Raw genomic sequence first — 12,056 nt, 5'->3', positions numbered from 1 at the left:
AGGAAGAACGCAGATGCCCCACATCAAGACGTTGACAGTGCTCGGCACCGGCGTGCTCGGCTCGCAAATCGCCTACCAGGCCGCCTTCCACGGATTCGCCGTCACCGCCTATGACATTGACGCCGACGCCCTCGTGAAGGCCGAGGCGCGCTTTGCGCGGCTTGCCGGCACCTACCGCGCAGCGAAGGTTGCCGGCGCCGCGGAGGGGAAAGCCGAGGCGGCCCTGGGCAAGCTGCGCCTGACCGCAGACCTGGGGGACGCCGTCGCCGATGCAGACCTCGTGATCGAGGCCGTCCCCGAAGTGCTCGAACTTAAGCGGGAGGTCTACCGCAAGCTCGCGGACCTGGCCCCGGCCAAGACCATCTTCGCCACGAATTCGTCGACGCTGCTGCCCAGCGACCTCAAGGAATCGACCGGCCGCGCCGACCGCTTCCTCGCCCTCCATTACGCCAACAACATCTGGGCGCAGAACATCGCCGAGGTGATGGGCACTGCCGACACCGACCCGGCCGCGTTCGACGCCGTCGTCGAGTTCGCGAAAAACAGCGGGCTGGAGCCGATCGAGATCAGGAAGGAGAAGGCCGGCTACGTCCTGAATTCGCTGCTGGTCCCGCTCCTGAACGCGGCCGCCGGCCTCTTGCTGCAGGGCGTGGCCAGCCCGGAAACGATCGACAAGACGTGGCGCATCGCCACCGGAGCGCCGAGCGGACCGTTCCAGATCTTCGACGTCGTGGGCCTGGGAACCGCGTACAACATTGCGTCGTCGTCCAGGGACGTCGGGTCGCAGGCGTTCGCCCGGTACCTCAAGGACAACTACATCGACCAGGGCAAGCTCGGCGTCGCGACGGGCGAAGGTTTCTATACGTACTGACTCAGAACAAGGTGACGCCGGTCAGGTCCCCGAGCAGACCCAGGAGCCGGTCCTGGAAACCGGGGTCCAGGGCCTCGGCGGCAGGGCTGCGAAGGGTGCGGTGGTGCCAATAGCCGCCGCTGGTGAGTGCGGCCGGGTCGGAGCTGGTGGCCAGCCAGGTCTGAGTCAGGTGCCCCATTTCCAGGTCATCGGGCGCTCCGGGACCGCCCATCTTGGTGGGTACCCAGCCGGGGTCGACGGCGTTGCTCAGCACGCTGGGCCAGCGGCGCGCGACCGCGAAGGCGAGCGTGGTGGCGTAGAGCTTGCTCTCGGCGTACGCCTGGCCGGCGTTCCAGCGCCGCTGGGTCCAGTCAATGTCCTGCAGTGGGCCGCCGCCGCTCCGGTGCAGGCCGCTGCTGAGGAAGATCAAGCGGTCGGGCCTCTCGATCAGCCCCGTGAGCAGGTACGGCGCCAAGGTGTTCACTGCCAGCGTCCGTGCGTGCCCCTCGGGGGTGCTACCACGTGTTGGCTCAAGGTAGGTGCCCGCGTTGTGGATGACGGCGTCCATGCGGCCGATGCTGTTCACCTGCTTGGCCAGTGAACGGGTTTCCGCTCCGCTGCTGAGATCGCCGACGACGACGCCGGCCGCCCGGGCAGCCAGGGCACCGAGGTCTTTTGTCCGTTCGGGAGTGCGGGCGTGAAGGACGACGTCGTGGCCCTCGTCGAGCAAGGTCACAGCGGCGCCGAGCCCCAGCCCAGCGGCGGAGCCGGTGATGAAGATGCGTGTCACGCAGTTCCCCCTAGTCTTGGTCCACGTCCTGGACGGAGCGGGACAGCAGGCAGAACTCGTTGCCCTCGGGATCAGCCAGTACCACCCAGCTGACGTCCGGGCCTTGGCCCACGTCCTTGCGCCTTGCCCCGAGGGCCAGCAGCCGCCCGAGCTCCTCGGCAGTCGTCACGCCGTCGGCGCGCAGGTCGAAGTGCAGCCGGTTCTTGACAGTTTTGCGCTCAGGGACCGCGATCACATCGATGGAAGGGTGCGTCTTGTCGCGCGGCCCGATGCTGATGATGCCAGTGTCCGCTTCGAGGACATGCCAGCCGAGGACGGCGCACCAGAAGTCGGCCACCACCTGTGGATTGATCGCGTCGATGGCAACTGTAGCTAGCTGGCTCGGCATGGCACCACGATAGCCCACGGGATGCCTCGCGGCGCCTAGCCATATGTCGAGCAAGCAGGCGATAAGTAAGGCAACCGCATTAACGCGTATGGTGCGGGGGTTAACAGGTACGCGCCACTGAGGAAGTTGCGTCTCGGGGCTCGTTAGGATGAGGGCTCCCGGGGCGGTTACCCCGGTCTTCCCGCTCCACCTCCCGAAGCCATCGTCGACCTTGGAATTCACCTAGGTCTTCAAAAACGCAGCCCGGCACACCCAGGACCTGGACTACATCTGAACCGTGACCGCGCGGCTCGACGCCAGGTCGAAATGGGTGATCCGATTCAACGAAGAATTGTGGGGAATTCATGCGTGGACCGTTCACTGCCCGTTTAGTCCTGATTATCGCAATCATCGGTTTCAGCCTGGTTCCACTACCCGCTGAGGCGGCGGGGGGATTGGCGACAGACAAGGTGGTCAGTGCGCACCAGTCCTCCTTTTCCCGGTCAGTCGTCTCTCCTGCCTTTACCACCAGTCAAAGCAAGGAATTATTGATTGCCTTTGTCACCGCTGATGGCCCCGCCATCTCGAGGTCCCAGCAATTCACTTCCGTCACCGGCGGCGGGCTCACCTGGCGTCTGCGGAAACGCACCAACGTCCAGTACGGGACGGCCGAAATCTGGCAGGCGGTGTCGAGCAGCCTCCTCACGAACGCACGAGTGACGGCAACACACAACGGGTCATACCAAGCCTCCATCACGGTAGCCACCTTCACGGGCGCGGACACGTCCACGGACGGGGCGGTCGGGGGATCGAGTGGCCCCACTGGAGCGCCGACCGCTTCCCTGACGACAACCCGCACCGGTTCCTGGGTGTGGGGTGCGGGCAATGACTGGAGCCGGGCCGTCGCCCGTACCGTGGGAGCCGGCCAAACCAAGGTCGACGAGTTCCTCGCCGGCGCGGGTGGCACGTTCTGGACGCAGCGCCAAACCGCGCCCGGCACGGCCACGGCGCCGTCGACGGTACGCATCAATGACACCGCCCCGACGAACGACAGGTGGAATTTGTCTCTCATCGAGATCAGGCCCGCCCAGGCGGCTCCGGTGTTCACGGCGTCGACGCCGCCGGCAACCGCCACGGTGGGGACTGCCTACAGCTACACGTTTGCGGCGTCCGGCAACCCGGCGCCGACCTTTAGCGTGGCGTCGGGGTCCTTGCCGGCGGGGTTGAGCCTGAACGCCGGGACCGGGGTGTTGTCCGGTACGCCGACGTCGGCGGGGTCCTCGACGTTCACGGTCGCCGCGACGAACGGGGTGAGTCCGGACGCGGTCACGCCCGCACGCACCATCACGGTCAGTGCCGCCCAGGCGGCTCCGGTGTTCACGGCGTCGACGCCGCCGGCGACCGCCACGGTGGGGACCGCCTACAGCTACACCTTCGCGGCGTCCGGCAACCCGGCGCCGACCTTTAGCGTGGCGTCGGGGTCGCTGCCGGCGGGGTTGAGCCTGAACGCCGGCACCGGGGTGTTGTCCGGTACGCCGACGTCGGCGGGGTCCTCGACGTTCACGGTCGCCGCGACCAACGGGGTAAGCCCGGACGCGGTCACGCCCGCACGCACCATCACGGTCAGTGCCGCCCAGGCGGCCCCGGTGTTCACGGCGTCGACGCCGCCGGCAACCGCCACGGTGGGGACCGCCTACAGCTACACCTTTGCGGCGTCCGGCAACCCGGCGCCGTCCTTTAGCGTGGTGTCGGGGTCGCTGCCGGCGGGGTTGAGCCTGGACGCCGGGACCGGGGTGTTGTCCGGTACGCCGACGTCGGCCGGGTCCTCGACGTTCACGGTCGCCGCGACGAACGGGGTCAGCCCGGACGCGGTCACGCCGCTGATCACGATCAACGTCGAGCCCGAACCATCACCCGACGGCACGCAGGCCGCCGTCGTCTTCGGCTGGGGCCCGGTGGTGGCCGGGGACGAATTCTCTTACACGGGTGCCCCCGACCCGTTGAAGTGGGGTGTCTACAACAGCCCAGGCCACGCGGGAAACGGGATCCGCAGCCCGGGTGCCTGGTCCGTGGACGGAAGCATCGTCACCGTCAGCGGCGACTCGGCCGGAACGACCGGCGGCATGTCAGCCAAGTTCGCCCAACAGAAATACGGTCGCTGGGAAACCCGGATGAGAACCAGCGCCCGGGACCCGAAGTACCACCCGGTCCTGATCCTCTGGCCGAATAACAACACGTCGCCGAACTGCGCTGAGATTGATTACGCCGAGGGAACGACCGACACTTCCAGGATCAAGTTTTTCCTGCACTACGCCTGCACCGGATCAAGCTTCCAGACCCAGGCTTTCCAGCCGGTCGATACCACCCAGTGGCACAATTACGCGGTTCAATGGACCCCGGCCGGGATCACCGGCTATATCGACGGCGTGCAGTGGTTTACCGATACGGACCCGGCCCATCAGCCCACTGTTGGGATGCATCAAACCATCCAGTTGGACTGGTTCCCGGACGGGACCGCGACGCAACCGAGCCAGATGCAAGTCGACTGGGTGCGGGTCTACAACTGAGGCGATGGTGAATGGTCCCGGAGGAATCGAGCCCGTTGTGAGAGTGTGAGTTCTTATGAAACGCATCGGTTTTCTGTCCTTCGGCCACTGGGGTGACGTCCGTGGTTCGCGCACACGCTCGGCCCGGGACGCTCTCCTGCAGGCGGTTGACCTGGCCGTGGCCGCGGAGGAAGCCGGCATCGACGGCGCCTACTTCCGTGTCCACCACTTTGCCGAGCAACAGGCTGCGCCGTTCCCGTTGCTGGCCGCCATCGCCGCGCGTACCTCCCGCATCGAGATGGGCACCGGGGTCATCGACATGCGTTACGAGAACCCGCTGTACATGGCTGAGGAGGCTGCCGCCGTCGACCTCATCAGCGGAAACCGCCTGCAGCTGGGGATCAGCCGCGGTTCGCCCGAGACGGTGCTGGCCGGGTACGAATCCTTCGGCCACCTCCCGTCCGAGGGCGAGTCCGACGCCGACATGGCCCGCCGGCATACCGAGCGCTTCCGCAGCGCCATCTCCGGCGCGGGCCTTGCCCGTTCTAACCCGCAGTCCGGCGGGCACTCCGGGCTAGCCCCGATACAGCCGCAATCAGCGACGCTTCCCGAGCGGGTCTGGTGGGGCGCCGGCAGCCGTGCCACGGCGCGGTGGGCGGCAGAGCAGGGCATGAACCTGATGTCGTCGACCCTGTTGACCGAGGACACCGGGGTCCCGTTCGACCAGCTCCAGGCCGAGCAGATTGCCGGCTACCGGGAGGCGTGGGCGGCGGCCGGGCACGCGCGGACTCCACGGGTGTCCGTCTCGCGGAGCATCATTCCGCTGATCGACGACGAGTCGAGGCGCTTCTTCGGACTTCGAGCCCAGGCCGAGGCCCGCGACCAGGTGGGCTACCTCGACGGCGGTCTGGCCCGGTTCGGGCGCAGCTACGTCGGAGAGCCCGATCGTCTCGTGGAAGAGCTCTCCCGCGACGCCGCGGTGGAGGCAGCGGATACCGTGCTGCTCACCGTCCCGAACCAGCTCGGCGTCGACTTCAACGTGCGGCTGCTGGAGTCGATTTCCCGCGACCTGCGCCCTGCCTTGGGCTGGGACTGATCGGGCTGGGACTGATGCGGACCTCCGGCTGACGTCGGCACGCATTCGTGCAAGGATCGGCTATGCGCCAACGCCTGATGCTGCTCGATACCGCCTCGCTGTATTTCCGTGCTTTCTACGGCGTTCCCGACACAATCCACCGCTCCGACGGCACGCCGGTGAACGCCGTTCGCGGCCTGCTCGACATGATCGCGCGGCTCACCACCGACTACGACGCGTCGCATCTCATCGCTTGCTGGGACAATGATTGGCGCCCGCAATGGCGGGTCGATCGCATCCCCAGTTACAAGGCGCATCGCGTGGCCGAGGCCGTGGCGGGCGCTCCTGATGTCGAGCTCGTGCCGGACGCCCTCACCGCCCAGCTCCCGATGATCCGCACGGTGCTTCACCTGGCGGGCATCGCCGTCGTCGGGGCGGCGGAACACGAGGCTGACGACGTCGTCGGCAGCTATGCCAGCAACGCCCGGTTTCCAGTGGACGTGGTGACCGGCGACCGCGATCTTTTCCAGGTTGTTGACGACGTCCACCAGGTGCGGGTGATCTACACCGCGCGGGGCATGCGGAACCTCGAAGTCGTCACCGAGTCGGTCATTTTCGGCAAGTACCGCGTGCTGCCGGGGCAATACGCGGATTATGCGACCCTGCGCGGCGATACCTCGGATGGGCTGCCGGGGGTCACCGGCATCGGCGACAAGACCGCTGCGGCGCTTCTGGCCGACTACGGCACGTTGGAGAGCCTCCTGGCCGCCGCAACGGATGCGGGGAGCGGACTGTCCCCATCCATTCGTTCAAGGCTCGGCGCGGCCGAGGCGTATCTCTCCGTCGCGCCCGACGTCGTGAACGTCGTGCGCGACCTTGAATTGCCCACCCTTGAGGAGGTAGGGGCGAAACTGCGGCCCGTCACCGGCGATACTCGCGCCGAGCTTGAGGCCCTGGCCGCCGAGTGGAACCTTGGCGGCTCGGTCACACGGCTCCTTGCGGCGTTGGACGGCCGTCATTGAGCGGCAAGGGATGACAGTGCGCTGACGACATGGGCTTGGACGCCGATGGACAGGGTCGGGTCCATGACCGGGGCAAAAAGAGGGGAGTGGTTGGCCGGAATGTCCTGCGCCACCGTGCCCTTCGCCGCCGCGGTCCGGAAATCCTCCGGGTCCGCACCGCCGAGGAGCCAAAAGGTGTAGGGCGCACCGAACGCGTCCGGAATCCGGCTGAAGTCCTCGGAAGCCGTCTGCCGCTGGGCCCCGTGCACGGCGTCCGCCCCGAAGTGGGCCACGAACGAGGCGCGCACGGCCTCCGTCACGGCCGCATCGTTGCTCGTGAGCGGGAACTGGTCGAAATACTCAAAGTCAGGTTCCCGTGGTGTACCCGCGGCGGAGCACTCGCCCCTGACGATCCGCTCGATTGCGGCCAGCACGGTACCGCGGACCTGTGGATCGTAGGTACGGATGTTGAGCAGCATCGTGGCGTGGTCCGGGATGATGTTCGACGCCGTCCCGGCGTTGAGCGCCCCCACGGTAACGACTGCGAAGTCCCCGGGCCTGACCTGTCGGGAAACGACGGATTGCAGCCGGACGACGATTGAAGCAGCCAGCACGACCGGGTCCACGGACATGTGCGGCATCGAGCCGTGGGCCCCCTTTCCGTACACGACGATCTTGAGTGAATCGGCGGCAGAGAGGACCGGTCCGGCCGTGGTCGCGACGGTTCCTGCGGGAAGTGGCATCACGTGCTGGGCGAAGGCGACATCGGGCCGCGGAACCTTGGCGGCAAGACCGTCGTCGATCATGGCCTGGGACCCGGCCCCGATCTCTTCGGCCGGCTGGAACAGTGCAACGTAGGTGCCGGACCAGGCGTCCCTACCCTCCGCAAGCAGCTTGGCGGCGCCGAGCAGGGTGCTGACGTGGACGTCGTGCCCGCAGGCGTGCATGACCCCGTCCACCGCCGACGCGTAGGGCAGGCCGGTGGCCTCCGTCACGGGCAGCGCGTCCATGTCCGCCCGGGCCAGAACCGTAGGACCCTCGCCATTCAGCAGCACGCCGACGACGCCGGTACCGCCGATGCGGGTCACCGAATAGCCGAACGCGGTGAGTTTGGCTTCGACCATCGCCGAGGTTCTGTGTTCTTCCAAACTGAGTTCCGGATGCCGGTGCAACTCGGTGTAGGTTTCGCGTATCCAGCCCAGTTCGGATTCGAGGCCGGCCAGGACTGTTGCGACGTTTCTCATGAGCATCTCGCTCTCGCTCTCGATGGCTGAAGGCGCCGGAGCAGTCCGGGCGCCGCTGGCATGATCCAGCCTAGACCGCGGTGCTGAGATCAAGGAGAGTGGGTGGCCTTCGGCCCTTCCCGCGCCCGCCGCTGCACTGGTAGACCGGTGGTCGAGGCCTGATCAATCCGAGCCTCCGGGAGGTGCGCATGTCCGAGGTGACTATCGCGACGGAACGCGGCGAAATGCCGGCCTACCTGGCGCAGCCGGAGGGCACGGGCCCGTGGCCCGGCGTCGTGGTCATCCATGACGCGCTGGGCCTGAGCCGCGATACCCGAAGCCAGGCGGACTGGCTGGCCCGCGAGGGATTCCTCGCGGTGGCGCCGGATCTGTTCCACTGGGGAAGCCGGGCGACGTGTCTGTGGTCGCTGATCCGCGGGTGGCGGCCCCTCGGCGACCTGGACCGCACCCGCGCCTGGCTGGCCGCATGCGAGGACTGCGATGGCCGGGTTGTGGTGATCGGTTTTTGCATGGGCGGCGGCCTAGCGCTCATGCTCGCCCCGGACCACGACTTCGCCGCGGCCAGCGTGAATTACGGCGGGCTCGATGATGCGACCGCACAGGCCATGCCGCGCTCCTGTCCGATTGTTGCGAGCTATGGTGCCAAGGACCGCTGGCCGGGAGTGCGCAATGTACCGGCCCGGCTAGAGCCGTTGCTGACCGCCGCCGGGATAGACCACGACATCAAGGTCTACCCCGGGGCGGGCCACGGCTTCCTCAACCAGCATGGTCCCGCGGACCTAACCTTTGGCGACAAGCTGCTGGCGAGGCTGGCCGCCGCCGGCTACCACGAGGCCTCGGCAGAGGACGCGCGCAGGCGTATCCTCGTCTTTTTCCGGAAACATCTGGGCACGGCGGGGGAGTGACAATGACGCCCAGCGCATCTGCGCGGCTCGCGGTGGCCGGAGGGCTTGCCGACGGCAGCCAGTGGTGGGAGGTGGCGGCGCTGGAGCCGGAACAGTTCCTTGGCCTTCGCATGTCGCTCGACCTGCGGGGGCGTCCGTTCGACCCGGCAGGCATGCGGCCCCGACACTTCACCGACTCGCTCTGGGGGTTCGAACTGAAGGACACGGCGGGCGGGCGCAGCCGCCTAATTGTGAGCGGGTACTGGTCCTTCCGGCCGAAATGGCTCCAGCCGCTGCTGAGCATAGTGGTGCTGGAGCCCTCGCACTGGGTCATGCAGACCCGCCAGTTCTCCAACCTCAAACGGCTTGCCGAGTCAGAAAGCGCCTGAGCTGCCGGTGCCCCCGCCGTCGCCCCGCGCACCGGCTCCGCTGCCCAGCAGGCTGCGGGTGAGCGCCTCGCCGTCGGCCATCAAAGCGCCCACGGCCCCCTGAAGGTGCGCGTCCGCGACCGGGACGCCGGCCAGGGCGGCGGCCACGACGGCGCGGCGGATCAACTCGCGGGCGAACGAGGCCGTGGTTCCCGCCGTGCGGTCCGCTGCCTCCTCGAGTGCAGCCGTGCTGAAGCCGATCCCGCGGGAATACAGCTTGAGCAACGCCACCCGCTCCGGCTGCGCGGGCAGCGGAACTTCAACGGCCAGGTCCACCCGGCCGGGGCGTTGGGCCAGGGCCCGCTCCAGCATGTCCACCCGGTTGGTGGTGAGGACGAACGCCACATCGGCGTCGCTGGCGAGGCCGTCCATGGCGTCGAGCACCTCGAACAGCAGCGGCTGGGGCCCGTGGCCGAAGCTGCGGTCCTCGGCGATGAGGTCGCAGTCCTCGAGAACGACGATGGAGGGCTGCAGCGCCCTGGCCATGGTGGCCGCCTCCGAAATCCGGGCAAGCGATCCGCCGGAGAGCAAAATGGCGGTGGCACCCTGGGTCCGGCTCAGCAGATACCGCACCGTGTGGGTCTTTCCGGTGCCCGGACGCCCGTAGAGCAGGATGCCTCGCTTGAGATGCTGCCCGTAACGGTTGAGGGTGTCCCGGTGCTCGGCGATGCCCAGGGCGTGGTCCGAGACCTTCTGCAACAGGCCGTCAGGCAGGACGACGTCGGCCGCGGCCAGCGTGGGACGGGTGTGGAAGGTCACGCCCGCGGCGCTGGGTCCGTATTCACCCATAACGAGTGAAATGACCTGCCCCTTGAGGACGCTGTGGTGCTGCATTCGACGCCGGAAGTCGGCGAGGAAGGCCGCCGCGGAATCGGTGTCGCCGGCAAGGACTTCCAGGCGGGCTGCCTGCCGGCCGTACCGGGGGTTGGCGTCCCGCTGCAGCACGGCGATCGGGCGGCCGCCGTGGCTGAACAACCAGAGCCCCAGCGCCACCGCCTGGCGCTGCTCGTCCGGACCCGTTGCCAAGTTGGCGTAGTCGGGCTGGGACAGCGGGAACTGCGGAAAGATCTGCGCCTGCTGCAGCATGTCGCTCAAGGAGTGGTGGTGGCGCTGGTCCCCTCCGCCGATGCCGACCAGCCGGAACTGCGGATCCTCGCCCGCAAGCTCTGCCATCTGGATGTCGGCGTCCACGAACCGGTGTGGCGGAATGTCCTCCACCACGACTGAGACCGACTCGGCCGGCACGCCCAGATGCCCGGTGAGCGTCGTCAGCAGCTGCTGTCCCGCCGGCGGACGGTGTTGCCCGGCCTGCGCAAGCTGCACGAGCTGCGCGAAACTGTCGATGAACTTCCCCAAATTTTCATCCATGCGCAGACCCTACCAGCGTCCCTGCAGCGCGGAGCCCTACAAGCGGTGGCGCTCAAGCGCCCGGCCCAGGATGCGGGCACCCTCCGGGAACGCGCCGGGGTTGGGCCCGGCGTAGTTGAGCCGGATGAAGGGGCCGGCGGGTTCGGCGGGGAACCACTCCGTACCGGCGGCGATCAGCAGGCCGGTCCGCTCGCAGTCCACACTCAACTGCTCAACGTCGGTCCCGTCCGGAAGCCGCACCCAGAGGTTCAGCCCGCCTTTCGGCACCAGTGTGAGGTGGGCCTGCGGGACGTGCTCGTGAAGGCTCGTCACGAGCAGGTCGCGGCGCGTCTGGAGTTGGTGCCGGACGCTGCGCAGGTGCGTCTGCCAGGCCGGCTGGGTCACGACCTCTAGGGCCGCGGCCTGGAGCAGGCCGCTGACATACATGGACTCCGCCCCGCGGTCGGCGAGGATGCGCTCCCTGGCCGGCCCACGTGCAATGACGGCTGCCACGCGTATGGCCGGAGACACACTCTTCGTCAGCGTCCGCAGGTACACCACGTGTCCGGAATCGTCGCGGGCGGCCACGGGGGAGGGGGCGCTGCTGATGCCGAAGTCGTGGGCCCAATCGTCCTCCACGAGGAACGCCCCATGCCGCCGCACCACCTCCAGGACCTCGTCTCCGCGCCGGACTGTCCACTGTGCTCCGGTCGGATTGGCGTAATTGGCCTGGGCATAGAACAGCCGCGACCCGGTCTCCTCGAAGGCCCTGGCCAACTCGTCAGGATCGGGACCGTCCGGCCCGCTCGGAACAGGGACAACACGGACGCCGGCCTGGGCGGCCGCGAGGATGGCGCCCCAATAGCTGGGGGACTCCATCAGCAGCGGCTGGCCGCTGCCCACCAGCGCCCTGAAGATGGAGCTAAGGCCGCTTTGGCTGCCCGGCAGGACGACGACGTCGCTCGCCCCGGGTGGGGTGACGCCCGCCGGCGTCGAGGTACCGAGTTCGTGGGCGAACCAGGACTGCAGCTCGGGAAGTCCGGCAGCGGGTGCGCGGGACAGCGCCGTCTCGCCCCGGGCTGCCCGGATCAGGGCCGCCCGGACCAGCCGCTCGGGCAGCAGCTCCCGGGCCGGGTAGCCGGAGTGCAGGGCAATGACGTCGTTGGGTGCGCTGCGCATCGCGGCCGACGCGGAGCGCAGTGGCGCCTGCGGTGCGCGCAGGGCCGCCGTCTGCCAGCCGTAGTCGGACGGACGCGCCGTCCGGACCGCCCGAACGAACGTCCCGACGCCCGGCCGGCTCTCAATGAGGCCTTGGGAGGTGAGGTACTGCAGGGCCTTCTGTACCGTGACGGGACTGGCCTGGTGTTCGGCCACGAGCGAACGGGTGGACGGCAACCGCGCGCCGGGGGCGGCCCGGCCGATCCATTCCTTCAGCTGCGCCGCAATGCGTGAACTGCTATCGTTGTCCATGAGAGACAAGAGTAGCGCTACTGTCCTTTTTCGCCCAGTGATACTGGCCTCCCC

13 protein-coding genes and 1 pseudogene are annotated in these 12,056 nt (G+C 68.1%); 7 read left to right on the top strand and 7 right to left on the bottom strand.

Translation table 11 applies throughout. From position 1 onward, the window contains the following. Window positions 1-13 precede the first annotated feature (13 nt). The gene (locus tag FFF93_RS09415; RefSeq protein WP_138769140.1) at window positions 14-871 is read left to right on the top strand and encodes a 3-hydroxyacyl-CoA dehydrogenase; all 858 of its coding nucleotides are present in this window, start codon (window positions 14-16) and stop codon (window positions 869-871) included. 1 nt (window position 872) lies between these two features. On the opposite strand, the gene FFF93_RS09410 is transcribed toward FFF93_RS09415, so the two are convergent. The 3 genes from FFF93_RS09410 to FFF93_RS17120 all read right to left on the bottom strand — a co-directional run bounded on the left by FFF93_RS09410 (window position 873) and on the right by FFF93_RS17120 (window position 3,142). Then, window positions 873-1,640: an SDR family NAD(P)-dependent oxidoreductase gene (locus tag FFF93_RS09410; RefSeq protein WP_138769141.1), complete on the bottom strand. Its 768-nt coding sequence runs from the start codon at window positions 1,638-1,640 to the stop codon at window positions 873-875. Window positions 1,641-1,650: 10 nt separating this feature from the next. Continuing rightward, on the bottom strand, window positions 1,651-2,028 hold the full coding sequence (locus FFF93_RS09405) for a VOC family protein (protein WP_138769142.1): 378 nt from the start codon (window positions 2,026-2,028) through the stop codon (window positions 1,651-1,653). 511 nt (window positions 2,029-2,539) lie between these two features. Continuing rightward, a complete protein-coding gene (locus tag FFF93_RS17120; RefSeq protein WP_261375050.1) occupies window positions 2,540-3,142 on the bottom strand; it encodes a hypothetical protein in 603 nt (200 codons plus the stop codon). Between FFF93_RS17120 and FFF93_RS17235 the strand changes: the two are divergent. Continuing rightward, window positions 3,108-3,536 (top strand): annotated as a pseudogene (locus FFF93_RS17235) (Ig domain-containing protein); the annotation flags it as partial. The gene FFF93_RS17120 and the pseudogene FFF93_RS17235 overlap by 35 nt on opposite strands. Here FFF93_RS17235 and FFF93_RS17110 read toward each other — a convergent pair. Next, window positions 3,434-3,688, bottom strand: coding sequence for a hypothetical protein (locus FFF93_RS17110; RefSeq protein WP_261375048.1), 255 nt, complete (start codon window positions 3,686-3,688; stop codon window positions 3,434-3,436). The pseudogene FFF93_RS17235 and the gene FFF93_RS17110 sit on opposite strands and share 103 nt — an antisense overlap. A gap of 1 nt (window position 3,689) precedes the next feature. Between FFF93_RS17110 and FFF93_RS17105 the strand changes: the two genes are divergently transcribed. The 3 genes from FFF93_RS17105 (at window position 3,690) to FFF93_RS09390 (ending at window position 6,650) form a co-directional block, all read left to right on the top strand. After that, window positions 3,690-4,574, top strand: coding sequence for a family 16 glycosylhydrolase (locus FFF93_RS17105; RefSeq protein ID WP_261375047.1), 885 nt, complete (start codon window positions 3,690-3,692; stop codon window positions 4,572-4,574). 55 nt (window positions 4,575-4,629) lie between these two features. Then, window positions 4,630-5,649 (top strand): LLM class flavin-dependent oxidoreductase, encoded by a 1,020-nt coding sequence (locus FFF93_RS09395; RefSeq protein WP_138769144.1) that lies wholly within the window; start codon window positions 4,630-4,632, stop codon window positions 5,647-5,649. A 62-nt stretch (window positions 5,650-5,711) separates the two neighbouring features. Continuing rightward, window positions 5,712-6,650: a 5'-3' exonuclease gene (locus FFF93_RS09390; RefSeq protein ID WP_186372123.1), complete on the top strand. Its 939-nt coding sequence runs from the start codon at window positions 5,712-5,714 to the stop codon at window positions 6,648-6,650. On the opposite strand, the gene FFF93_RS09385 is transcribed toward FFF93_RS09390, so the two are convergent. Then, window positions 6,644-7,873 (bottom strand): amidohydrolase, encoded by a 1,230-nt coding sequence (locus FFF93_RS09385; protein ID WP_138769146.1) that lies wholly within the window; start codon window positions 7,871-7,873, stop codon window positions 6,644-6,646. The genes FFF93_RS09390 and FFF93_RS09385 overlap by 7 nt on opposite strands. Before the next feature lie 188 nt (window positions 7,874-8,061). Here FFF93_RS09385 and FFF93_RS09380 point away from each other — a divergent pair, with 188 nt between their 5' ends. Both FFF93_RS09380 and FFF93_RS09375 read left to right on the top strand, forming a co-directional pair. After that, the gene (locus tag FFF93_RS09380; RefSeq protein WP_186372122.1) at window positions 8,062-8,778 is read left to right on the top strand and encodes a dienelactone hydrolase family protein; all 717 of its coding nucleotides are present in this window, start codon (window positions 8,062-8,064) and stop codon (window positions 8,776-8,778) included. A gap of 2 nt (window positions 8,779-8,780) precedes the next feature. Further along, window positions 8,781-9,146, top strand: coding sequence for a hypothetical protein (locus FFF93_RS09375; RefSeq protein WP_186372121.1), 366 nt, complete (start codon window positions 8,781-8,783; stop codon window positions 9,144-9,146). On the opposite strand, the gene FFF93_RS09370 is transcribed toward FFF93_RS09375, so the two are convergent. Both FFF93_RS09370 and FFF93_RS09365 read right to left on the bottom strand, forming a co-directional pair. Continuing rightward, window positions 9,132-10,553 carry an ATP-binding protein gene (locus FFF93_RS09370; protein ID WP_138769147.1) on the bottom strand — a complete coding sequence of 474 codons (1,422 nt, stop codon included), beginning with the start codon at window positions 10,551-10,553 and terminating at the stop codon, window positions 9,132-9,134. The genes FFF93_RS09375 and FFF93_RS09370 overlap by 15 nt on opposite strands. A 36-nt stretch (window positions 10,554-10,589) precedes the next feature. Next, window positions 10,590-12,002 (bottom strand): PLP-dependent aminotransferase family protein, encoded by a 1,413-nt coding sequence (locus tag FFF93_RS09365; RefSeq protein WP_138769148.1) that lies wholly within the window; start codon window positions 12,000-12,002, stop codon window positions 10,590-10,592. Window positions 12,003-12,056 lie beyond the last annotated feature (54 nt).

Source organism: Arthrobacter sp. KBS0702 (assembly GCF_005937985.2).
Taxonomy (GTDB): Bacteria; Actinomycetota; Actinomycetes; order Actinomycetales; family Micrococcaceae; genus Arthrobacter.
The sequence above is the reverse complement of the archived record's forward strand: the minus strand, read 5'-3'. Positions and strand labels throughout refer to the sequence as shown.

Coding starts and splice junctions, on each gene's coding strand:
- FFF93_RS09415 (WP_138769140.1), top strand. CDS start 14: ATGCCCCACATCAAGACGTTGACAGTGCTCGGCACCGGCGTGCTCGGC.
- FFF93_RS09405 (WP_138769142.1), bottom strand. CDS start 2,028: ATGCCGAGCCAGCTAGCTACAGTTGCCATCGACGCGATCAATCCACAG.
- FFF93_RS09395 (WP_138769144.1), top strand. CDS start 4,630: ATGAAACGCATCGGTTTTCTGTCCTTCGGCCACTGGGGTGACGTCCGT.
- FFF93_RS09390 (WP_186372123.1), top strand. CDS start 5,712: ATGCGCCAACGCCTGATGCTGCTCGATACCGCCTCGCTGTATTTCCGT.
- FFF93_RS09385 (WP_138769146.1), bottom strand. CDS start 7,873: ATGAGAAACGTCGCAACAGTCCTGGCCGGCCTCGAATCCGAACTGGGC.
- FFF93_RS09380 (WP_186372122.1), top strand. CDS start 8,062: ATGTCCGAGGTGACTATCGCGACGGAACGCGGCGAAATGCCGGCCTAC.
- FFF93_RS09375 (WP_186372121.1), top strand. CDS start 8,781: ATGACGCCCAGCGCATCTGCGCGGCTCGCGGTGGCCGGAGGGCTTGCC.
- FFF93_RS09370 (WP_138769147.1), bottom strand. CDS start 10,553: ATGGATGAAAATTTGGGGAAGTTCATCGACAGTTTCGCGCAGCTCGTG.
- FFF93_RS09365 (WP_138769148.1), bottom strand. CDS start 12,002: ATGGACAACGATAGCAGTTCACGCATTGCGGCGCAGCTGAAGGAATGG.